Source organism: Rhodospirillaceae bacterium (assembly GCA_018660465.1).
In the GTDB taxonomy this organism is placed as follows: Bacteria; Pseudomonadota; Alphaproteobacteria; order Rhodospirillales; family JABJKH01; genus JABJKH01.
In genome coordinates this window covers 33,394-55,227 of sequence record JABJKH010000028.1, presented here as the reverse complement: position 1 = coordinate 55,227, position 21,834 = coordinate 33,394, and the positions used below count along the sequence as shown (strand labels likewise).

Genomic DNA, 21,834 nt, shown 5'->3' with positions numbered 1-21,834 from the left:
CTTGCGCCAGGGCAAAGATTGACGGAACCTGAGCTAACACAAATGATGGATGTGTCGCGGACTGTTATTCGCGAGGCACTTCGCCAGTTGGAAACAGAAGGGCTGATCGAACTTATTCCAAACAAAGGTCCGGTCGTACGCGAACTTTCAATCGACGAAGCGCAAGATCTATACAATATACGCGCGGTTCTTGAAGGCCACGCCACCCGCTTGTTCGTTGAAAATGCGGACCAAGCCTTGGTAAAAAAATTGGACGAGGCGCTCCAAGTCGTCGTCGCGGCTTATAAGGAAGAAAATTCCGACAAAGTTCTAGAAACCAAAAATCAATTCTATGACGTGTTGTATGAAGGGGCTGGCAGTGGAACCCTCAGCGAAATGCTGGCATCGCTTCATGCCCGTGTTTGGCGGTGGCGGGCTCTGGGGTTGAGCCATCCCAACAGGTCTGCTTCAAGGTCCAAGGAGAGCATGAAGAATCTGCGGGCGATTTTGGCTGCGATCAAGAAAGCTGATGCGTCCACAGCCGAACGCATCACCCGAGAAGAAGCCCATAAGGCGGCGGAAGAAGTAATGCGCCTGCTCGCAAGTTAATCTGCTTTTCACCACAGCGACAATGACTACACTGTGGCCCTAATTCGAATTAATTCCATCAGGAGAAGACGATGTTTTTCAAATGCGCGAACCATGCCCCGGCGGACGATCACGGCCATGCCCAAACCGTTCAGAACGGCAATAAATTTTTTACTGTTGATATTCATTGCCATATTCATGTCCATAAGGCGGATGACATGTTGGCGAGCCTACCCGATCTTTACGGTGGGTCTGTCGATAACAACCCTCTGACAGTCTCCATCAACAAAGAATTACAAAAATCCCTGCGCCCCAAGCTGACGGATCCGGCAATACGACTGGCAGACATGGACAAGCAAGGCATTGACGTTCAAGCCATCTCAACATCGCCGTTTCATTATAACTACGACAAGCCAGCTGAATTCGCGCGCGATACTTGCAATGTTGTAAATGATCGAATTGCGGAAGTCGTTGGCACCCACCCGGACCGCTTCGTCGGCCTTGGAACGCTGCCACTGCAGGACGTCGATATGTCGATTGCGGAGCTGGAACGCTGCGTGAACGACCTTGGTTTCAAGGGTGTGGAGATTTCAACCAACGTCAATGGGACCGACTTGACCCGCGCAGGCCTTGAGAAACTATTTCAGCGCATTGAAGAAATGGGCGTGATGATTTTCATTCATCCCATTGGCACATCCTTCAAGGAACGTATGGGGGATCATTACTTCCGTAACACCATCGGCCATCCTTTAGAGTCAGCACTCGCTGTTGGGCATTTGGTGTTCGACGGATACCTCGAAAAATACCCCGGCCTAAAAATCTGCATCGCCCATGGCGGCGGTTATATCCCCGCGTACTCAGGCCGTTTTGACCATCCTTATCATCTGCGCGATGATTGTCGGACAACCATCAGCAAACCACCCAGCGAGTACATCAAGAAGCTCTACTTCGATACCGTCGTGTTCACCGAACACCAGCTGCGCTACATGATCGATACCTGGGGTGCGGATAAGGTGGTAATGGGGACCGACTACCCCTACGACATGGCAGAACCCGATCCCGTTGGCCACGTCAACAGCGTCCAAGGACTGGACGATGACGGCAAAGCCAAAATCATGGGCGGCAATGCGGCAGAGCTTCTGGGACTGGATATCTCCCAGTTTTATAAGTCCAGCTGAACCAGCTTAGCTAATCGGCATCCGGCAGCGGTTCCATTCCTTCGGTTTGGAACCGTCGCCTTGCCGCATGTGCATGATGTCGTCGTCTAATTGTTCCATGGTGATTTTGACGCCTGCGCCGGGCTCCCCCTTGGGGACCACATATGCGAAATTGTGACGGTCGTATTCGCCTGTCATTACGGTGCCGCCGGGAGTCCTGATTTTTGGCCCCTCAATGTTCAGGCGGCGCCCTTCCTTCGTGCACCAGTCGCCGTCAATTTGATCTGCCCCGGCAAAGCCAGGTGTAAATAAAAGGCCAATTAGAACGGTAATAGAAATTCTATTCATTCTCAGTATCCTTTCTCCCGATCAACAACAGCGGTCATTTCGCCACCCTCCAAGAATGCTCGCAGGTTATCGACGACAAGGCCGGAGATTTGTGCGCCACGCTCCGGGTGCATGCCACCGATATGGGGCAGAACAATAATTCCTTCGGTTGCCCAGAACGCATCCTCCGGCGGCAAGGGTTCAATCCGGAAGGTATCAAGCACGGCACCCGCTATTCGTTTCGATTCCACAGCCTCAATTAAGTCCGCATCGACCACAACATCGCCGCGTGTAAAGTTAAGGTACCATGCACTTTCTTTCATCTTGGCAAAGCGGGCGGCGTTCATGAAATTCTTTGTTTCCGATGTCACCGGCAATAGCGTCAGCACGAAATCAGCTTGCGCTAAGACCGCATCGGTTTCATCAGGTGAATAAATTTTATCGACGTTTGGCACAGCTTCACCTGACTTCCGTGTGCCAATAATATTCATTTCAAAGACGCTCACCTTACGCGCGATTTCAGCACCAACCGTGCCGACGCCCAAGATGCCGAGGGTTTTCCCAGCCAATGGTTCTGGCGCACGGCGCACCCATTTATGGGCCAGATTGTTGGCTGTCGTATCAATGAACGGTCGGGTGACATAAAGCATGGCACCCATCACGCTCTCAGGCATTTGCACCCGATGGATGCCTCGCGCGCAAGTCAGAATGATATCGTCCCGTAGATCATCTCGGCTCAACCAGCTGTCCATGCCAACGGTCATGGTCTGGACCCAGCGGAGCTTGGGCATTTCTGCCAATTGCCCCGGCGGCAATCCCCACGCCAGCATGCCTTCAGCATTCGCCAGCATATGATCGCTGAGCGCGCCGTCTTTGGGCACACTTTGTATCTCGATCCGGTCGGCCAGCCCTGCTTTAGCAATGGCGTCTTCAAAAACCGGCGTATCATCCAACCGGCATACGATTAGGGGTTTGGTCATAATATCCTCATCCTTGCTGTCTCAGATCGATTATTATTGCTTGACCGCTTTCACGCAACAACGGGGTTAAATCTTCTTGTCCCCTTGACCGGAAAACGACGGCGACCCAGCGATGCCGATAGATAGAAGTAAGAGGACAAAAATCAACACGCCGCCAATCACATAAAATCCGGCTTCGATCCCCCAGACCTCCACCGCGACCCCCATGGTTGGCGGTAGAATAGTATTCATCATGCGGGTTCCCGTCATGCGAAGGCCCATGACCGCACCTTGCGCATTGGGACCTGCAGCGGTGGAAAGGATTGAATATCCAACGGGTTGCATGATGCCCTGACTAAGCCCCCGCAACACTTGAAAGACAAATAACAGGACGATAAATCCGGCAATAAGGGGTGTTAGCGCAATGAATAAAATGGCCAAGGCGGAGAACACGATTAAAATCCAATGGGGTGCCATAAAGCGCTCAAGGCGGGCGGCGGATAAGGAGCCGAAACCGCTCGATATTTCACCTATCGCGATCAAGATGCCAATCATGGTGCCGGTTAAGCCAACAGAATTTAGATGAACGATGTAAAATGAATCCTGAATGCCGGCTGTGGTACTGCGCAGTAGTGTGACGCCAACGGCCAAGGCCACCGCTGGAATTCCCAAAAGCGCAAATGACCGAATGTAATCACTCGATTTGGGAATAAAGTCGTGCCATCGTGGCGTCGGGCGTTCTTCGCCTTGGGCTAAAGTTGGCGACGGGGCGGATGCAGGGATCAGGTGCGACACTCCAAATAAGGTTAATCCCCACGCGAAAATAAACGGAAACGCCCCCCACGGCCCGGCCACATCCCAAATGATACCGGTTAGGATCGGCCCGGAAAAAGTTCCAAACCGACTGGCAAAAGTAAAATTTCCGAACCGTTGCGTGTCGCCTCGTGCCAATTGTCCGACCATTGTCTGGCCACAAATAAATCCGGTCACGGTCGAAAGGCCGATGATCATTTGCAGGCAAAATAGGGCTCCGAACCAGGGCACCACAGGATACATCAGCGCCATGAGAGACGCCGTCATGGAGACCGTCATGAGAATTCGGCGGGGACCAATTCGATCAATCAAGACACCCATATGAATGCTGAAGATCATCAGGGGGATGCTACGCGCCCCAACGATCAGTCCGATCTCCGTCGGGGATAGTCCAATCGATAAAGCCCACAGCGGGACCACAACCGCGTACATATCAGTCATACCATTGGAAAGCGCACCGGTGACATAGGCGCTCCAGAGTGCAGCGCGGGGGGCGGGGGCATTCGGTGTGGAGTCTGTATCGTTCATTATATTTTTTAAGGAATTACATCTTCTGTAAACCAGTCAGTCGGCAGATCACGTCCGCGACCATGTTCCTTCGCTTTCTGATAAAGCGCCCAACCGGCGGCGGCAAATTGAATTCCCAGGCCTTGGTAGTTCAGGAACTGAGAAATTTCGGTGTCGCTGGTTCGCCCCGGTACTTTGCCGGAGACAAGGTCGGCTAGAATCGGTGCATCCGCCAGATGCTTTAGCGTTGGGTCGTCGGCGGTTTGCTTCTTGCCGTCGCCTAATGCCATCCCCTTGGTGCGGAGTACATAGCCACTCGTAAGACCACTTGGGTCATGAATGGCAATTCGATCAGCGGCATTAATGGCGGCGGGTTCGATCTCGACATTGCGGATTGTGCTCACATGCATGCCGGGCTCCAGCCATTCTTTAAAGAACACAGTCGTCATGCTGTTGGTCGCACAGAGCACGATATCAGCATCTTTAACAGCCGACTGGGCATCGGATACCGGTCGGATTTCAATGCCGGTCTTTTCCTCCATTTCCGTACATAATTTTTCGCGCCGTTCAGGGGTCGGGCCGTATACCCGAAATTTTTCAATGTTTCGAACAGCCATCACGGCGGGGATTTGGGCTGCTGCCTGCCAACCGGCACCCAGTAATGCCACGGTCTTCGCATTTTCGCGCGCCATGTATTTGACGCCAAGCGCACTGGTGCCAGCGACTCGCATGTGCTGTACCACCCCATCTGGGAAGATTGCTAACGGCTCGCCGGTCCGCGTGCTGAATAAGAGGACTAATCCAACCCAGCGCTCTCCCGGTGCCGCAGGGATCTTGACCCGTCGTTTGATGCCGCCGGATTCTGGATAGCCCAACAGATCAGAATTAATACGAACCGCGCCAACTTCGAATGCCGGGATTACGCCTCCCATCATCTTTAAAGAATACGTCCCGCTTTCATGGGCGGTTTCCGTGACCATATCAGAACGGTGGCCCGAGACGGCGCGGGCGTCGGCCAATTCCCGGTACATTTGTTCTAATGCATCAATGCAATCCGTTATCGATAAAATTTCTTCGGCGTCTTCATTGGATATCAGCAGTGTCATTTTCGATCTCCGAGAATAGGGTTCGTCGATAAAGGGGCTTGGCGTGAAAGACTTGTCCGCTAAACTCCGTAGCGAAAAACAAGAGAGTGTACAATGGTATCCCAAAAATTAAACGTTTCTCCCCTGATGATGGACCTTAGCAAATACATTGCGGGTGTCGCAAAACGACGTGTGCCAGCGGATGTTGTGGAAAAAACCAAACATCATGTGCTCGATACAGTTGCCGCGATGATTTCCGGTTCACGCCTGAAACCCGGTGAGATGGCGATTAAATTCGCCCGCTCCCAGGGCGGTAAACGCGAAGCAACAGTGATCGGCACCAAACTGGTCACCAGTGCGATCAATGCATCCCTGGCCAATGGGATGCTGGCTCATGCAGATGAAACCGATGACTCACATCAACGGGGTCGCCTGCATCCGGGGTGCGCAACCATTCCCGCTGCCCTTGCCGTGGCGGAACGTCAGGGCAAGGACGGGGCAGCATTTCTGAAGGCGGTGACGGCCGGGTATGATCTTGGCGTACGAGTGAATTTGGCGCGCGGACCGATGGTGCTAAACGACGAGGGCCATAGCGGCCACAGCTCCGGTTCGTTGTTTGGCGCAACCGCGGCGGTGGGAACTTTGATGGATTTCAAACCTGGACATGTCCGGCATTTGTTTTCCTATGCGGTTCAGCAAGCCTCCGGAATTCCGTGTTGGACCCGTGACCCTGAACATATCGAGAAAGCATTTGATTTCGGCGGTATGTGTGCCCGCGATGCGGTGACTGCGGCAACGGTGGTCGATTTGGGTTTTACAGGTGTTGATGATGTATTCTCTGGCCCCAGAAATTTCTTCGATGTTTTCTCAGATGATCCACGACCGAAGGAACTGATCAAGGGCCTCGGTACACGTTTTGAAGTCATGGATGCACAAATAAAAAAATGGTCCGTCGGCATGCCGAACCAAGCTGTCTTGGATGCGTTGGAACTATTAATTTCGAAACATCAGCCTAAAGTTGAAGATATAAAAGCCGTCACAGTAACTTTGCCCAATCGCCGCTTTCATATTTCCGATAATGTCTTGATGCCGGACATCTGTACCCAGCATTTGGTTGCGGTCATGCTGTTGGATGGCGGGATGACGTTTGCGAGTTCCCACGATGAAGCACGAATGAAAGCACGAGACGTGTTGGCCCTGCGCAGAAAAATAAATCTGGTGCCCAGTGATGCCTTGGTGAAAGCCAAGCCGCTTCGCCAAGCCATTGTCGAAATCGAGCTAAGCTCAGGTAAAAAAATTAAGCACAGAACCCGTGCCGTTCATGGCACTCCGCAAAAGCCCATGACCCGATCGGACGTCGAATTAAAATCGCTCGACCTGATGGTGCCCATCCTTGGCAGGGCGAAATCTCAGAAATTGATCAAAACCATCTGGTCGCTGGAAAAGGTTAAGGACATGAAACAATTGAGGCCATTGCTGCAGCCTTAAAATTAAATCAAATTATCCCGCAATGCGCCGACGTTATCTAAGTCTGCAAAATTTTCAAGCTGCTGCAAAAGGCGGTCAACGTGCTCCTCAGAATAACGTGTCCCCAATTCATTTTTGAAACGGGTTACATGGTCACCCCGGGTAAAGGGACTGGAGGGGCTGCCTTTGGGCGCCGATACATATATAGAATGTTCTGCACCGTCTTTTAATTTGACCGTGATGTCTGCCGGAACTGAATCCCCCGCTGCTTGTTCGTCCATTGAGGTGTCGACTTCGCAATCAATACGGCGGGCTAGATCTCGTACTTCTTCATCTTCCACGGTGTCCAAATAATCGGTCACCGTCAGCGCCAGCCCCGCACCTGCCTCCGGCGCGCGCTTGGCAGCGACGGCCATGCTGAACGGCAGGCTCATTTGCGCCGCTTGGATATCTATGGGGTCGGCCATGGTCAACCGCCCCTTGATCACAGTCGGAACGCCAATGCGAATGTGTTCAATATCGCTGTGCCCAAAGCCGTGTTCTGCGCCTAGGGCCGCCATGCCTTCAACGGCTGCCATCACGCGGGCACTGCTGGCGTGACCCTTTACGGTGACTTCAAGCAGTCGGTAATTTTCGCCGAGCCCATCGAACAAGGGCGCGAAATCCACGGCATCCGCATAGGCCTGCGCGAACCCGGCGCTGCCTTCCAAGATGTCCGCTGGCCCGGAAAATCCTTGGCGTGCCAGCAATCCGGCACGCACTCCAGATTGTGCGGCCCACGCTGCATGAATGCGTTTGACCGTTGATCCAGATTGATAGAACTGCGCGAGACCACCCGAGAACGAAGCGGTGAGACCTAACGTTTCTGCAATCCGCCGGGGGCCGTCGTCACCCTTAAATAACAAAGCGCCGACAGCGGTGGCAGCACCAAACCCACCACAGGTTGCAGTGCTTTGAAAGCCCCGTTTGAAATGGCTCGGTTGGATCGCCAATGACGTTCGGATCATGGCTTCGTACCCGGCGACAACAGCTGCCAATACATCACGTCCTGAATGACCGAACTGTTGGCCAACCGCGACCGCTGCCGGAAATATAATACAGCCGGGATGCAGCATGGACCCCACGTGCACGTCGTCGGCATCGATGCTGCCGGAATAGGTGGTGTTCAGGAACGCCGCGCTCGCGGCATCGGTTGTTTTATCGGAAAATAAAATCCCAGCGTTCCCTTGCCCGCCATCCGCCGCAATATAATCACGCGACCAACCGCTCCATTCCATGCGTTCGCCAACCGAAGCCACCCGCAACCAATCAAGCAGTAGGTCTGCGAGGGCAACCTTCACCGGCGCCGGTAATTTGTCATAGGTTAGGCTGGCAGCAAATTCGCCAAGTGCCAAAGTTGGAGAACTAGTCGGGGAGTCGGTCATGATGTCGGTCCTAAGTCTATCGCCTTGCTGGCACTTAATGTTTGCGCGCCCGCGGTTGGACACCACATCGATTTGCCGCCCGCACCCCCGGCGACAACAACAACCAGATCATTCGGGTCATTGATGATGGGAACGGTTGATGTGTCATCTGATTTATCGACGCAGTCCGGAAAAAACGGCCCGTTTGATTTGCCGCGATTTTTCATCTTGCCCCAAGGCTGGCGCGCCATTTCGAAGACATGGCGTTTGAAATCAGCCTTGCTCCAACCGCCTGCGTGGAAGTGTGCGACATGTTCGATACCTAGAACGACTGCGGGCTCGCCTTGAGAATAAACATTGTTGCCGCCAAGTGCCGCCATTGAGCTGGCAAAAGTATCCATGATTTCCAGCGGAGCGGTACGGACATTTTCAGTCATGCTGTGGGGCGCTTCACATTGGACGACGGTGACAACGCTTTGATTTAATTCGAATCCTCGATCCACATGAAGTGGTTCCCAAGGGTTAGCGGCCTCGTGTTCGGCAATGCAATAGGTGTATTTGCCCGGATGAGAATGTTGCGCCAGATCAGCCACGGCGGGGATCGCATCGCCCAGGTTCATATGGCACAACCGAAGGGCACGCCCGATGGTCGCATTGGCACGCCAGCCCGGACCAAAGCAGCCGTTGCCATAGTTGATTTTTAATCTCTCGACGATGGGGCCGTTGACGATGATCATCGGTGCGGCCGCATGGGTGGTGGTTTGGCGATGATGCAGACCATAGCGGGGCTCCAAGGTCGCTTCCAACGCCGCCACGATGACAGGCAGATAGGTAGGCTTACATCCGGCCATCACTGCATTCACGGCAATCTTGCGGAGCGTTGCCTTGCCACCGCCGGGGGGAACCTCGCCGATTAGTTCATCGCCGTTGCGCCAGCCCATACCGGTGAGCATTGCAGCAATACGCGCATCCGTCGGGGGGATGATGGGCAGACCATCGGTCCAGCCTTTTTCATAAAAATGATCATTGATGGCATCTAACTCATCAGGCAGGCGGACCAGGTCGTCTTCGTTCATGATGCGGTTCCTAAAACTTCGCGACCACGTTTTCCGGCAGCGGGAATTCTTTGGTTTCGAATTCTCCGGTCAGTTCGATCGCTGGTGTGGTGAGCAACCGAGCCACATCGGCAGCGGCATTAATACCAATATTTCGAACCTTAGAGAGATCAGGGTCGCCAATGGGATGGGGCAGTAGATAGATCGGCAGGCCCGGATAATCGAGTTGGCGCGAGACCGCTTGCGCCAATGTGCAAAACGAACAGCTAATTAAGGTAACGGTTGGGATCCCTTGTGCTTCAAGGGCCACGGCGTCATGGACGCTCCACGGGGATGATGAGCCTCAGTGACCAACACCACTGATGGCGACATCTACATCGTCAGCCATTTCCGTGATGAAGGGAGCTCCCTTGGCCGGGAAACCTTTGCGCCAGGTGACGGCTTCGCCAATCGCGTAATTGCCGCCGAGTACTTCCGATATGCCTTCCATGACCGTGTCGCTGAATTCCTTGCCGTTGTCTAACAACCCGATACGAAGGCCTTTGAGGCTCTCGGGGCGGGGTGCCAAGTCCATCGGCGGAACATCGCGCACGTCTATCGGGACATGCACCTGAATTTCCGACATGATGTTTCTCCTATGAATTAACCTAGCCCATTATAGGGGCAGGACGTTTGCCTCTGTAAAGGCTAATCCCTGTGTCCTTTGGGCAGGAAATAGGCAACCACATTAGCCGCCATCAACAAGGCCGCGAACAGATAGAACACCGAAACCAGACCGTACTTGGTGGCAATTATACCAGCGACAAAGGGCATGACAGAGTTAAAAAGGCTCTGAACCGTAGACAATAAATTGGTGGCTGATCCGCCCAATTCATCGGGGATGATATCCATGATCCAACTGATCATAACAGGCCGAAGTGCATAGATAGAAAAGCCAATCAAGCAGACGCCGCCAACCATCGCAAATTCATTTTCGATCAGGGTAAAGCCGGCGATAAGAACCGTTGAAACGGCCAATGCCAACATCACCACGGGCCGTCTGCCGTACCGGTCCGATGCGATGCCTGCCGGGATTGCTGTGACCGAGCCGCCGACGCTGAGCGCCATTAAGGCCAGCCCCGCGTATGCCAACGGCAAGCCGCCAACATCAACCATATAAACTGGTAAGAACAGTCTTAGCCCGCCCTGTGCCGCGCTCCGAAGGCCAGCGACAACAGATAGACCGATCACCATTGGCGATTTTAACTGTGCCCAAAGTCCGATCATATAGGGCATAAACGCCATGCCCCTGGGCCCGTTCTTCTTTTCAGGCTGCGGTTCAAGCAAAACGAAAAAAACAATCACTGGCAGCACCAACAGCACCGGGGCCATATTCCACAACACCGCCTCGCGCCAACTGAATGTGATGATAAACCAGCCAGAGATCATGGCGCCGACCACGGCAGGGGCGGCGCTGTCGCCGATGCTGGCACAGAAACTGTGGATTGCCAGAACATAGCCGCGCTTCGAACTATACCGTGAAGAAAGATAGGGAATGGCCGCCGGATGCCACAAACTGCTGCCCGCCGCGATCAGGATCGCCATCGCCAGAAAGACGGTGTAACTATCGGTCATCCCGATAACTGCCATCGCAACGACCATCAACAGCAACGACAAGACCTGGAACAATTCACGCCGCCCGGTTAGATCAACCATGGGCCCAAAGCTCACATTAGCAACAGCACCCCCCATGTAATAAATCGTCCCGAACAGTCCGATATCAGTGTAGTCCAAGCTGAAATCTTCCCGCACCGCAGGCAACAGCACGAAAATTACAGACTTGACCCAGTGGGTCATACCGTGACCGACGCTGACGAGAAGTACCCGCGCCTGATCTTGGCGGGTAAAATCAGAAGCCGTAGCCTGGAGTGTGGTCATGAGTTTCCTTTACATTAATCGAGAGGAGAGTAATTCTTCTTTTCCAAATGGAAAACCCAAACTTTAGAAATTTTTGATGACCATGAAACAAACATTGATTTTAACCGGCGATATGAACTTTAAGGCCGTGACTGATCCGACAGTCCCCTTTCGGCACATGGCCCCTATTGTGCAAAAGGCCGACGTATTATTTGGCAATCTCGAATGCTGCTTTTTCGATAAACCAGGCCATAACCCAGCGGAGCGGGAAGGGTTCTACGCACCTCCTATTTCGGCGGAGGCCCTGGTAAATGCAGGCTTCGACGCCATCGGTCATGCCAACAACGTGACCTTTGGGGAAGAACCTATCCTGGCGACAATTGCCCGTTTGGATGAACTGGGGATCAAACATACCGGGGCCGGAAAGAATGCGGAAGAAGCTGCGAAACCGGCGGTGGTTGAAAAGGACGGGGCTCGTTTTGGCTTTATGCAACGCACATCCGCCTATTGGCCTAAAAATCAAGAAGCGCAAAAGACCGCAGCAGGTGTCGCCGTGCTGAAGGCACACACCGCCTATCGACCCCACCTTGATGATAAAGCACCCAATCGACCCGGCGTAGCGCCTGACGTTATCACATGGGTCGATCCGGACTATCTTTCGGCTTACCGCGATCAAATTTCTGCCTTGGCTGCGGACGTAGATGTTGCTGTCGCTTCGCATCATTGGGGCCTAAAAGAAGACGTGCTGGCGTATCAAAAAGAAATCGCCCACACCGCCATTGATTCAGGGGCCAAGATCGTCATGGGGCACGGACCGCACATGCCGTTAGGGGTCGAGATTTATAAAGACCGTCCGGTGTTTTACGGCATGGGGAATTTTTCATTTGATATTGGCCATCGCGCAAAGCATCCCGATTGGATCGGCACCTTCGCAACGGTGGAGATCGAAGACGGCGACCTTGCAGAAGTATCCCTACAACTTATTCGCCACAACCCAGACAATGAAACATACCTTCGAAATCCGGGGGATGAGCCTGAAGAGATGGATAATATCTTAAATCGCTCAAAGGTCTTGGGCACAGAATTGACCGTTGAACAAAATAGAATCTTAGTTTGGAAGAAATAAGTATTATGAGCGGAGAAACCAGAACCCTCGCAGATTTTGCGGTAGGCTTAAATTACGAAGATATTCCGGGCCCCGTGGTTGAACGCGCCAAGGATTGCCTGATCGATACCATCGGTGCTGCGGTTTTCGGCAGCACCATGCCTTGGAGCAAAATCGTTGCTGGATACGTCAAGGCCAATGGCGGCGGCGGCGCATGCACGGTTCTGGGCCCCGACGGCATTCGCGCGACCCCGCCAATGGCGGCGTTGGCAAACGGTGCTTTGGCCCATGCGTTTGAAATGGACAGCCTACGCCAGCCCTCTGCCGGTATTCATCCTGGGTCGACCTTGGGGCCTCCCGTCTTAGCGATGGCGGAAAGTATAGGGGCGTCGGGCAGAGATTTAATCACAGCGTTCATCGCTGGTAATGAAGTCATGTCGCGAATTGGCCTCGCGTCCAAGCATTCGAGCGAGAAGATGGGGTTTCACGCGCCAGGCTTGGTTGGTCCAATCGGCGGTGCTGCCGCTCTTGGGCGTTTGCTCGAATTTGATGTGGACAGGATCGTCAATGCCATGGGGGTTGCAGGATCGCTTTCGTCTGGATTGCTGGAATTTGTACGCTCCGGCACAGGCGGCATGGTCAAGCGGTTGCATATGGGGCGGGCGTCTGAAGGCGCCGTGCTTGCAGCTTCTTTGGCTAAAGAAGGATTTACCGGGCCGGTAACCGTGTTAGAAGGTGAATTCGGGTTCCTCAATGTCTATTGCCGGGATGCGGATATAACCGAACTCACGCGGGAACTGGGCACAAATTTTGATACGCTCAACATCTGCCTCAAGCGTTTTTCGGCGCACATCACCGCCCACACGCCCATTCAAGCCGTATTGGATTTAAAAGCGGAGCATAGTTTCGCTGGCGATGATGTTGCAGCGTTGACCGTTCAGGGCAGCGAGAAAATGCTGACCCATCATAATATTCCTGAACCTAAGGATGTCATGCTGGGTCAGTACAGCACGCCGTTTTGTGTGGCACTGGCCGTGCATCGCGACCCCTTGGACCCGCGTTCGTTCTCGGAAGAAAATTTGAATGATGAGGCCATTCGCGGGCTTTGCCGAAAGGTTAAAGTCGAACTCCGTGATGACGCCGCCGGCGAGACGACACCGTGGGCCAGCGTTGTTAAAATTACGTTGAACGATGGCCGCGAATTGGAAAAACGCGCCGACAGTTTCATGGGCATGCCAAGTGACCCCGTCAGCCGCGACGACATGAAAGACAAATTCACGCGACTGACATCGGACATGGGCGCGGACTGGCAAGGCCGTGTCTGGGACGGCCTGTCTGATCTCGAAAATCTTGATAACGTAAATGCGCTTGGGTTGTCTTAAAGGAGACGAATAACGATGACTTTAAAGATTGTAACCATGCCAGGGGATGGCATTGGACCGGAAATTTCTCAAGCGACAGGCGTTGTCTTGGATGCAGCGATGGAACGCTTTTCCTTAGACATTGAGCTTCAGCCTGACCACATGGGGTTTGCCTTGCTGGAGCAGGAAGGCGAAACATTTTCAGACCGCGTGCTCGAAAAAATCCGCGCTGCTGACGGCTTTATCATGGGGCCTAACGATACGATCAACTATCCGCCTAAGGAAGAAGGCGGTCGCAACCCAACAGCGGAAACACGCAAGAGCCTGGATTTGTTCGCCAACATCCGCCCGGCTGTGACGGTTCCTGGCCAAGGCTATACCCGAAAGCCAATGGACTTGGTTTTCTTTCGGGAAAACACCGAAGGATTTTATGCGGACCGCAGCATGGCGCTCGGCAGTGGTGAGCTTAAGCCAACCGAAGACTTGGCGTTATCCGTGCGCAAGATTACGCGACAGGCTTCCGAACGTATTGCCCGTGCTGCTTTCGAAGCCGCCAAGTCTCGTCGCAAAAAAGTAACCGCCGTTGCCAAAGGAAATGTCCTGAAAATTTCTGATGGGTTGTTTCTTGAGGCAGTTCAGACGGTCGCCGAAGACTATCCCGATATTGAACTGGAAATCGTTATCGTCGATGCGATGGCAGCGCTGCTGGTGCGCTCACCGGAGACTTTTGACGTTATCGTTACGACAAATATGTATGGTGATATTTTGTCTGATGAGGCTAGCGAACTTGCGGGAAGTTTAGGGCTCGCACCCAGTATCAATGCGGGCGATAACATCGCTATGGCGCAAGCGCAACATGGCTCCGCACCTGATATTGCCGGGCAAGATAAAGCCAATCCGACGTCGCTTATTCTATCGATGGCGATGCTATTGGAGTGGCTGGGACGGCGTCACAATGATGAGTTGTTGACCAAGGCTGCTCAGGCTGTCGAAGAGGCGGTGCATGATTGCTTGAACGATCCTGCAACCCGCACCGGAGATCTTGGCGGGCCGCTCGGCACGCGCGCTTTTGGTCAGGCCGTGGCTGATAAAGTAAAAGGCTGAGGATCGCCGCCAATCTGTTTGGTGAGAACACCTGCTGCGCTAAGAAGGCGCGGCAGGTTCTCATCGATGTGAGCTTTTGTGAACTTAGACGTCGGGCCTGAGATCGAAAGTACCGCTGCCAATTTTTGATTGCGCTTAAAAATAGGTGCGGCGAGGGAAGAAAATTCTGGATGCCGGTCGCCGATATTTACGATGTAAAATGAATTACGGATGTCGGTCCAAGCCTCACGCTCCGATGGATCATCGGAAAAGGCGAGCATGACTTTTCCAGTTCCGCCGGGGAGGATCGGTCGCCGATCGCCTTCTTGTAAACTAGAAACCAATGCCGCCCCCGAACCAACTTTATGGAGACAAACCCGCATGTCGCCGTCGCGAATAAACAGGCCGGCGGAATTATCGGTCTCGTTTACCAAATTTCTCATAATCGGTAAGGCGTGGTCGGAGAATTGGAAGGAGTTTTGGTAGAGATTCCCAAACTCCAAGAAGGTTGGCCCGAGTGCGTACTCACCTTTTCGTACACGCAAGACGTAGCCAAATTTTTCGAGCGACGCGATCAGCCGAATGATCGTCGCTTTATTTAAATGAGTACGCTCGGAAATTTCTTGGAGGGATAAGCGATCATTCCCTTCGCGAAAACTCTCGATGATCGAAAGCGCCTTCTCCACTGCATTCGCTCTTTCCGCTGCCATTAACGTATCCAATCCAGCTAGACAAACTAGGTATTAGTCGCCTTATCATAAAAAGTGTTGATTTTTATATTTTATATTATAAAATGTATTTTGCAATACAAAATAAAAAAATACTTGGGCTTAAGCAGATAAAACAATTGTCGCGATAATTTTGGCCTTACTCTATTCGATAGGGCTATTGGAATAGTGCGACGCGATTTGAATTAAATGGAACAGCCCTAAAGAATGCCTGCATGACGATATAATGAAGGGAAAGAACATGGAAACGTTTGATTTTGCTGAGGCCTATACATCTGCACCGGAATCGGTCGTGGTTCCCTCCGGAAGGCTGAATACACTAGATGCACTCGAAATTGTTCCATCCGGCCGCGCTGTTGGGGCCGAAATACAAGGCGTTGATTTGGCAAAGCCTGTGCCTACAGAACTTGCCGATGCCCTTCGCCAGGCCTGGGCCGACCACTTGGTCTTGCTGTTTCGCGACCAAAAGATCGACCCGGATAATTATATAGACGCTGCCAACATTTTTGGGAAAGTACAAGTCGCGGCAAACAAAGCCTATTACGAAAAAGCCAATCGGAAATCCCTCTATCATGTGATGGAACAGGATATTACAATTCTTTGCAATCTCGGCGACGACGGAAAGCCGGTGGAGAGTAATGACAGCTTGGGTAGCCTAGAAGTAATCTGGCATTCCGATAATTCCTATATCGAGCAACCTCCCGCCGGCAGCACGCTCTACTCTATAGTCATTCCTACCGACAACAGCGGCCAAACCTCGTTCAATAACCAATACCTTGCTTATGATGAACTCCCCGCAGACCTATTGGCGGCCATCGAAGGCAAACAATCAAAGCACGACGCGACGCGCAATTCGGCGAATGTCCTCAGACCTGGTGTAACGGAACCGACCTGTCCTGAAGAGGTGCCCGGCCCGTTTCATCCCATGGTTCGTGTGCATCCGGTTACTGGCAAAAAAGCACTTTATCTCGGTCGTCGCCGCACCTGGCCTTCGCAGTACATTGAAGGCATTCCGAATGACAGTGAAGAAATTTTGGACAGACTTTGGGCACATGCGACGCAACCCAAATACAGCTGGACGCACGAATGGCAAGTTGGCGATTTTTTGGTGTGGGACAATCGCAGCGCCATGCATCGCCGTGAAGTCGTTAACTCAACAATGCCGCGGGTCATGTGGCGGAGCCAATTCGCCGGTGAGAAAGTAATCTCGGGCTAAAAGTCAAAAAGTTAGGAGCAAGGAAAATGGTCGAAGTCATTCCCACAAACGCCACCCTCGGAGCGGACATTGTTGGTTTCGATATCAACAACACCACAGATGAAGACTTTTCGACCATTCGTGAAGCGTGGATGAAATATCTCGTTCTGCGAATTCGGGGGCAGGAATTTGATGATGATGCTCACCTTGCATTTGGTCGTGGCTTTGGTGATTTGGAATTATCGCCTCGCGCACTACTGACCAACGACCCTTGGTATCCGGAATACCCAGAGCTTAGTCGCATCACCAATATCGTTGATGAGAATGGTAAGGCGACGGGAACGCTCGGCAGCGGTGAAGCGTACTGGCACTCTGACATGAATTATCTGGAAGAACCGCCCATGGGCAGCATGCTCCACGGTCTTAAAATTCCAAGTGCCGGGGGCGAGACCGGATTTTGCAATATGTATAAGGCGTTGGAGACATTGCCGGCAGAACTACGCGGCGCGATTGACGGCAAAACATTAAAGCACGAAAAAGTTCACAGCAGCGATGGTACAGTCCGGGCTGGGCTTAAGGACCCCGGTACCGACGATGTCAGAAAAATTCCAGGTCCCATCCACCCGATGATCATGACCCATCCGGAAACCGGGCGCGACGTGCTTTATCTGGGGCGTCGTATCAACGGCTACATCATGGGCATGCCGGTCGACGAAAGTAATGATATTTTGGACCAAGTCTGGGACCACGCGACCCAAGATGAATTTAGCTGGGAACAAAGTTGGCAGCTTGGGGACATGATCATGTGGGACAACCGCAGCGTCATGCACCGCCGTAACAGTTTTGGTGTTGATGACCCGAGATTAATGCACCGGATTGTTATCGAAGGAACTCAACCCTACTACGCACCAGAATTAGCTGCCTAAACTGGTTTATCGCCCTTAAGAATGATGCGGTGCATCAGCCTGTGCTCGGTATAATCAAACAGCGCATAATGAAGGCTCAGACGGTTGTCCCAAACGGCCAGGTCATTGGTGCGCCATTTATGGCGATACTGGAATTCCGGCGTTTTCACATGTTCGAAGAGATAAGCCAAGAGATGATCACTTTCCCGCCGGTCGAGGTCTTTGATCAGGCTGGTCATAGACTCATTAACAAACAGGCCCTTTTTTCCGGTGACCGGGTGGGTGCGTACAACAGGATGCAAAACCGGTCGATAGGTTGATCTTTTGTCCCGGTCATATACGAAGGAATCATCTTCCCAGAGTTCAGGCCTGACATGTTCGTCATAGTTTTTGTAGGCATCATTATAGGCCCACAGCCCATCGACATGCACTTTCATCCTATCGGATAAGGCTTCATAGGCGGCGACCGAGTTGACCCAAATCGTATCTCCCCCTTCGGGTGGGATATGACGTGCATAGAGAGCTGTCCCCATGGACGGCATTTCCCGACCGGCAAAATCTACGTGCCACAAATCACGCGTGACGTGCGGTGGATTGTCGGCATCAGATTGTAGGATATCAATCTCGGGATAGTTCTCGTCTTTCTCGAATCCAGAAACGGCTGACGGTTGAATTTCTCCAAACCGTCGGGTGAAGTTTATATGCTGAGTTTCGGTGAGGTCCTGGTCGCGAAAGACGATCACCGTTCGGTCGAGCAGGGCGCGGTGAATTTCATCAAACTGCTGATTGGTAAGTTCCTTAGCAAGATCAATGTCATTAATGATCGCACCACAAGCGGGTACCATTTCTTCAACTGAGATAGATTCATAAGACATCACATTCTCCTCACTAATTTTCCGCAGCAGCTATGCTAATTAGACCCTAGTGTAGGTACTAAATCTTCGGAGATCAAATTCCGCTCAGATTGATCTCAGCCCGTTACCTTGCGAAGAAAATGTCTGCGGTTGGAGGTGTAAGGCCGAACTTCTTCAGGCCAGCGTCCCTCTTCCACAGCTGCGGCCCAGGCATCGCTCACCAATACGTCAGGGCTTTCAATTTCATAGATCGCCGAATGCTTCGGCTCCCCCTCGTTCGCAACTGTTTTCAACTCACCCCCAATGCTCACGACTAAGGGCTCTAACTCCATCCGCGTGACTGCGGTAACTCCTGGGACTTTGAGCAGCATCGGTACATGTTCTTGGTCATAGACTTCATTGAAAAGGGCTTCCTTTTCAGGCGTGACATCCATGTTCACAATAAAAAGATATTTAGATTGGATCGGCATTATGGTCCCTCATCGGCTGGGTGGCGCAGATTCCGAAGTGGAAACTGTTTGCCTGGGTGTTTGGCAAGGGCTTCTTCATCTAAATCAATGCCCAGGCCTGGCGCGGTTGGCAGATCAATATAGCCATCTTTTACTTCCAGCATATTTGGGCAGACCTCTTTGCCAAGTTCCACAAATGGCAGGAAGTATTCCGTAATTATAAAGTTCGGCATGACGGCAGAGGCATGGACTGTGGCCGCCAGCGCCAAGGTGGTGGAATTATAATTATGCGGCGACACGGCGACAAAAAATGGCTCCGCCATGGCAGCAATTTCTTTTAGTTCCAAAATTCCGCCACAACTCGCGACATCAGGATTAATGATATCGGCTGCGTTATGCTGAAGGATCGGGCGGAATCCAGTCTTGGCATAAATCGCTTCACCGGTGACGACAGGTAAGCGAATAGACGCCTTGATATCGGCCAAGGCTTCGACGTTTTCCCACATGCAGGGTTCTTCGTAATAATAGGGTTCAAACTCTTCGTAGAGGTCGGCGAGGCGAATTGCGTGCATGGGGGACAAGCGCCGATGCAAGTCCAATAGAATATCGATGTCTGGTCCAACCGCTTCACGCACGGCGCGCAACACTTCGACGGATTTACGTTCCTCGGCACGGGAAAGATAGTTCCGCCACGGCCCACTCACCGGGTCCATCTTGATTGCAGTGAAGCCCATTTCAATGCATTTTTCTGCCGCGCGCGCATAGTCGGCGGGTTCGGTCATTTTATAATACCAGCCATTTGCATAGACGCGGATTTTCTTGCGTACCGGCCCGCCAAGTAAATTATAGACCGGCTGGTTCGTGGCCTTGCCGACGATGTCCCACATTGCGGTTTCGATGCCCGAAAGTGCCGAAAAGAATTCGACGGAACCCCGGCGTGCCGCGTAATCATCAAACGCCATTTGCGTGAAGTGTTTGATCTGGAACGGATCGCGCCCAATCAAGTAACGGCCTAATTGCTCAACATGTGCGACGACAGACGGATCGCGGTCGTACTGGCTATAGGCCTCCCCCCAACCGTATAGGCCTTCATCGGTTTCAACCTTTACGAATATCCAGTTCTTCCGCCATCCAGGGTGGACCGTAATGCATTTAACCGAGGTAACCTTCATCGTAGAATTTCTCCTTATTCTGGGTCTTTAATTTGGGAGTCGTTCAAGGAGTCCCAGTTGGGGGTAAGGCCAAGTCCCGGCGCATCAGGGATATGAACTTTATTGTCAATCGGGCGCGGCGGATCGATGAAGAGCCGCTCGCCGGTTTCCTGCATGCCGAGATGATATTCCACCCAATAGCCGTTCATCATGCCGGCAATGACGTGCATGTTATGCAACGGCCAGCCGCCACCGTTGGTCACCATCACATTGAAAGTCTGGGCCATATGGGCGACCTTCTGGCTTTCCGTATAGCCGCCGTTGTAGCAGACGTTTGGCTGAATAAAGTCCACCGCATGACGTTCAACCAATTCGCGGAAACGCCAACGATGGCCCTCCATCTGACCTGCCGCCAGCGGGATGCACGTTGAATTCCGCAAATCAGCCATGGCGCGAATGTCGTTGGCATACATGGGTTCTTCGAACCAGGTGATGTTGCAATCCTCAATCGCCCGGCACAGTAATTTTGCTTCGACCGGTGCGAATTTATAGTTGGCGTCGATCATCAGGTCCACGTCTTCGCCGATGGCGTCGCGCACGGCTTTGACCCGCCATGCATCTTCGCGCCAGCCCTTTTCATGGACGCCGACAACCATCTTCAATCGGGTCACACCCTTGGCAGTTTGAATTTTCGCGGCTTCGACAATTTGCTCCCGGTCGTACTGATGAAATCCGAAAGTGACATAGGCGGCCGCCCAATCACGATGGCCGCCTAATAGCTGTGCCACCGTGCGACCGGTGTGCTTGCCGTGAATGTCCCAGCACGCAATGTCGATGGCTGATAAGGCTGCGGATACCACACCCGTCATGGAGCGCTGGTTATGCGCCCACCAAACCTTTTCATGGATGGCCTCGGTATCGCGGGGGTCCATGTCCATGACGGTTTCACCAACATGGCGTTCAATTGCCGGAACCACACCGTGGGGTAAATATTGTCCGCCGGTTATGCCGTGACCCACTAACCCATTGTCCGTTTCCACTTCGCAAAAAACGACTTGGCGACGAATGGTTGGTCTTTCAAATAAAGGGACGGGAACAATTAAATCATGAAACGTGGCTTTAACGCTTTTAATCTTCATAGCTCAGACCTCTCTGGAATTAGAAATGGTAGTTCTTTGGTGTGTTTCTTGCGGAATGCATTAATGCTGTCTTGATGTTCTTGGGTGCGGGCGATGTCGTCCAGACCGTTCAGCAGACAATATTTCGGGTTTTCTGGAATTTCAAATTCGTGTGCCACGCCATCCGGGCCGGTGACTGTTTGTGCTTCAAGATCAATCGAAATTTCTGCGCCAATATTTTCGTGCAGCTGTAATCGAAGCGTTTGAACAGTTTCTTGCGGCAGCTTCGCCGGCAGCACCCCATTCTTCATGCAATTGGAATAGTGGATGTCGCCAAAGCTTGAGGCGATGACGGAACGAATGCCAAAAGCTTTCAGGGAATAGACGGCAGATTCTCGGGATGATCCACCACCCCAGTTTCGATCCGCGACGATAATGCCTGCTTTTCGGTACGGTTCTTTGTTTAAAATAAACTCAGGCTTCTCTGATCCGTCTGGGTTAAACCGACGGTCGTGCATCAGAATTTTCCAATAGTCTTCATCCCCAACAGGCACTTTATTAAATCTGGTCGGGCACAATTGATTGGTATCGACATTCGCTTCATCGATGGGTACGGCAATGGCGGTGAAGGTGGTGAACGGTTCCATTT

General features: G+C 52.5%; 23 protein-coding genes. 8 read left to right on the top strand and 15 right to left on the bottom strand.

Annotation, left to right across the window (positions count from 1 at the left end):
* On the top strand, positions 1 to 588 hold a 588-nt coding region (locus tag HOM51_05340), incomplete at its 5' end, for a GntR family transcriptional regulator (protein MBT5033925.1).
* 71 nt (positions 589 to 659) lie between these two features.
* Complete coding sequence (locus tag HOM51_05335) at positions 660 to 1,745, top strand: amidohydrolase (GenBank protein ID MBT5033924.1); 1,086 nt, start codon at positions 660 to 662, stop codon at positions 1,743 to 1,745.
* 6 nt (positions 1,746 to 1,751) lie between these two features.
* Here HOM51_05335 and HOM51_05330 read toward each other — a convergent pair whose 3' ends face one another.
* The 4 genes from HOM51_05330 to HOM51_05315 form a co-directional block, all read right to left on the bottom strand.
* Positions 1,752 to 2,072, bottom strand: a complete 321-nt coding sequence (locus tag HOM51_05330; protein MBT5033923.1) for a hypothetical protein — start codon at positions 2,070 to 2,072, stop codon at positions 1,752 to 1,754.
* Positions 2,073 to 2,074: 2 nt separating this feature from the next.
* Positions 2,075 to 3,031, bottom strand: coding sequence for a D-2-hydroxyacid dehydrogenase (locus HOM51_05325; protein MBT5033922.1), 957 nt, complete (start codon positions 3,029 to 3,031; stop codon positions 2,075 to 2,077).
* A 66-nt stretch (positions 3,032 to 3,097) separates the two neighbouring features.
* Positions 3,098 to 4,351 carry an MFS transporter gene (locus HOM51_05320; GenBank protein MBT5033921.1) on the bottom strand — a complete coding sequence of 418 codons (1,254 nt, stop codon included), beginning with the start codon at positions 4,349 to 4,351 and terminating at the stop codon, positions 3,098 to 3,100.
* Between the two features lie 8 nt (positions 4,352 to 4,359).
* The gene (locus tag HOM51_05315; protein MBT5033920.1) at positions 4,360 to 5,436 is read right to left on the bottom strand and encodes an ornithine cyclodeaminase family protein; all 1,077 of its coding nucleotides are present in this window, start codon (positions 5,434 to 5,436) and stop codon (positions 4,360 to 4,362) included.
* A 93-nt stretch (positions 5,437 to 5,529) separates the two neighbouring features.
* Here HOM51_05315 and HOM51_05310 point away from each other — a divergent pair, with 93 nt between their 5' ends.
* Positions 5,530 to 6,903: an MmgE/PrpD family protein gene (locus tag HOM51_05310; protein MBT5033919.1), complete on the top strand. Its 1,374-nt coding sequence runs from the start codon at positions 5,530 to 5,532 to the stop codon at positions 6,901 to 6,903.
* A 2-nt stretch (positions 6,904 to 6,905) separates the two neighbouring features.
* Here the strand turns inward: HOM51_05310 and HOM51_05305 are convergent, their stop codons facing one another.
* The 5 genes from HOM51_05305 to HOM51_05285 form a co-directional block, all read right to left on the bottom strand.
* The gene (locus HOM51_05305; protein ID MBT5033918.1) at positions 6,906 to 8,306 is read right to left on the bottom strand and encodes an MmgE/PrpD family protein; all 1,401 of its coding nucleotides are present in this window, start codon (positions 8,304 to 8,306) and stop codon (positions 6,906 to 6,908) included.
* Positions 8,303 to 9,361: a hypothetical protein gene (locus HOM51_05300; protein MBT5033917.1), complete on the bottom strand. Its 1,059-nt coding sequence runs from the start codon at positions 9,359 to 9,361 to the stop codon at positions 8,303 to 8,305. Before HOM51_05300 ends, HOM51_05305 begins: the two co-directional genes overlap by 4 nt.
* 10 nt (positions 9,362 to 9,371) lie before the next feature.
* Positions 9,372 to 9,650: a hypothetical protein gene (locus tag HOM51_05295; protein MBT5033916.1), complete on the bottom strand. Its 279-nt coding sequence runs from the start codon at positions 9,648 to 9,650 to the stop codon at positions 9,372 to 9,374.
* Positions 9,651 to 9,683: 33 nt separating this feature from the next.
* Positions 9,684 to 9,965, bottom strand: coding sequence for a hypothetical protein (locus HOM51_05290; GenBank protein ID MBT5033915.1), 282 nt, complete (start codon positions 9,963 to 9,965; stop codon positions 9,684 to 9,686).
* Positions 9,966 to 10,027: 62 nt separating this feature from the next.
* Positions 10,028 to 11,257, bottom strand: coding sequence for an MFS transporter (locus tag HOM51_05285; protein MBT5033914.1), 1,230 nt, complete (start codon positions 11,255 to 11,257; stop codon positions 10,028 to 10,030).
* 76 nt (positions 11,258 to 11,333) lie between these two features.
* Here HOM51_05285 and HOM51_05280 point away from each other — a divergent pair, with 76 nt between their 5' ends.
* Genes HOM51_05280 through HOM51_05270 form a run of 3 tightly spaced genes read left to right on the top strand, consistent with a single transcriptional unit; the run spans position 11,334 to position 14,806 of the window.
* Complete coding sequence (locus HOM51_05280; GenBank protein ID MBT5033913.1) at positions 11,334 to 12,362, top strand: CapA family protein; 1,029 nt, start codon at positions 11,334 to 11,336, stop codon at positions 12,360 to 12,362.
* Positions 12,363 to 12,367: 5 nt separating this feature from the next.
* Positions 12,368 to 13,723, top strand: coding sequence for an MmgE/PrpD family protein (locus tag HOM51_05275; GenBank protein MBT5033912.1), 1,356 nt, complete (start codon positions 12,368 to 12,370; stop codon positions 13,721 to 13,723).
* Positions 13,724 to 13,738: 15 nt separating this feature from the next.
* On the top strand, positions 13,739 to 14,806 hold the full coding sequence (locus tag HOM51_05270; protein MBT5033911.1) for an isocitrate/isopropylmalate dehydrogenase family protein: 1,068 nt from the start codon (positions 13,739 to 13,741) through the stop codon (positions 14,804 to 14,806).
* On the opposite strand, the gene HOM51_05265 is transcribed toward HOM51_05270, so the two are convergent.
* The gene (locus HOM51_05265; GenBank protein MBT5033910.1) at positions 14,776 to 15,495 is read right to left on the bottom strand and encodes an IclR family transcriptional regulator; all 720 of its coding nucleotides are present in this window, start codon (positions 15,493 to 15,495) and stop codon (positions 14,776 to 14,778) included. The two genes, HOM51_05270 and HOM51_05265, sit on opposite strands and share 31 nt — an antisense overlap.
* A 259-nt stretch (positions 15,496 to 15,754) precedes the next feature.
* Here HOM51_05265 and HOM51_05260 point away from each other — a divergent pair, with 259 nt between their 5' ends.
* Together HOM51_05260 and HOM51_05255 are read left to right on the top strand one after the other, a co-directional pair.
* Positions 15,755 to 16,729 carry a TauD/TfdA family dioxygenase gene (locus HOM51_05260; protein ID MBT5033909.1) on the top strand — a complete coding sequence of 325 codons (975 nt, stop codon included), beginning with the start codon at positions 15,755 to 15,757 and terminating at the stop codon, positions 16,727 to 16,729.
* A gap of 26 nt (positions 16,730 to 16,755) precedes the next feature.
* On the top strand, positions 16,756 to 17,634 hold the full coding sequence (locus HOM51_05255; protein MBT5033908.1) for a TauD/TfdA family dioxygenase: 879 nt from the start codon (positions 16,756 to 16,758) through the stop codon (positions 17,632 to 17,634).
* On the opposite strand, the gene tauD is transcribed toward HOM51_05255, so the two are convergent.
* The 5 genes from tauD to leuD all read right to left on the bottom strand — a co-directional run bounded on the left by tauD (position 17,631) and on the right by leuD (position 21,832).
* Positions 17,631 to 18,488, bottom strand: coding sequence for a taurine dioxygenase (gene tauD / locus HOM51_05250; protein MBT5033907.1), 858 nt, complete (start codon positions 18,486 to 18,488; stop codon positions 17,631 to 17,633). The genes HOM51_05255 and tauD overlap by 4 nt on opposite strands.
* 95 nt (positions 18,489 to 18,583) lie before the next feature.
* Positions 18,584 to 18,937 carry a hypothetical protein gene (locus tag HOM51_05245; protein ID MBT5033906.1) on the bottom strand — a complete coding sequence of 118 codons (354 nt, stop codon included), beginning with the start codon at positions 18,935 to 18,937 and terminating at the stop codon, positions 18,584 to 18,586.
* Positions 18,937 to 20,088, bottom strand: coding sequence for a mandelate racemase/muconate lactonizing enzyme family protein (locus tag HOM51_05240; GenBank protein ID MBT5033905.1), 1,152 nt, complete (start codon positions 20,086 to 20,088; stop codon positions 18,937 to 18,939). Before HOM51_05240 ends, HOM51_05245 begins: the two co-directional genes overlap by 1 nt.
* 14 nt (positions 20,089 to 20,102) lie before the next feature.
* Positions 20,103 to 21,206: a mandelate racemase/muconate lactonizing enzyme family protein gene (locus HOM51_05235; GenBank protein MBT5033904.1), complete on the bottom strand. Its 1,104-nt coding sequence runs from the start codon at positions 21,204 to 21,206 to the stop codon at positions 20,103 to 20,105.
* Positions 21,203 to 21,832, bottom strand: coding sequence for a 3-isopropylmalate dehydratase small subunit (gene leuD / locus HOM51_05230; protein MBT5033903.1), 630 nt, complete (start codon positions 21,830 to 21,832; stop codon positions 21,203 to 21,205). Before leuD ends, HOM51_05235 begins: the two co-directional genes overlap by 4 nt.
* Between the last annotated feature and the right edge of the window lie 2 nt (positions 21,833 to 21,834).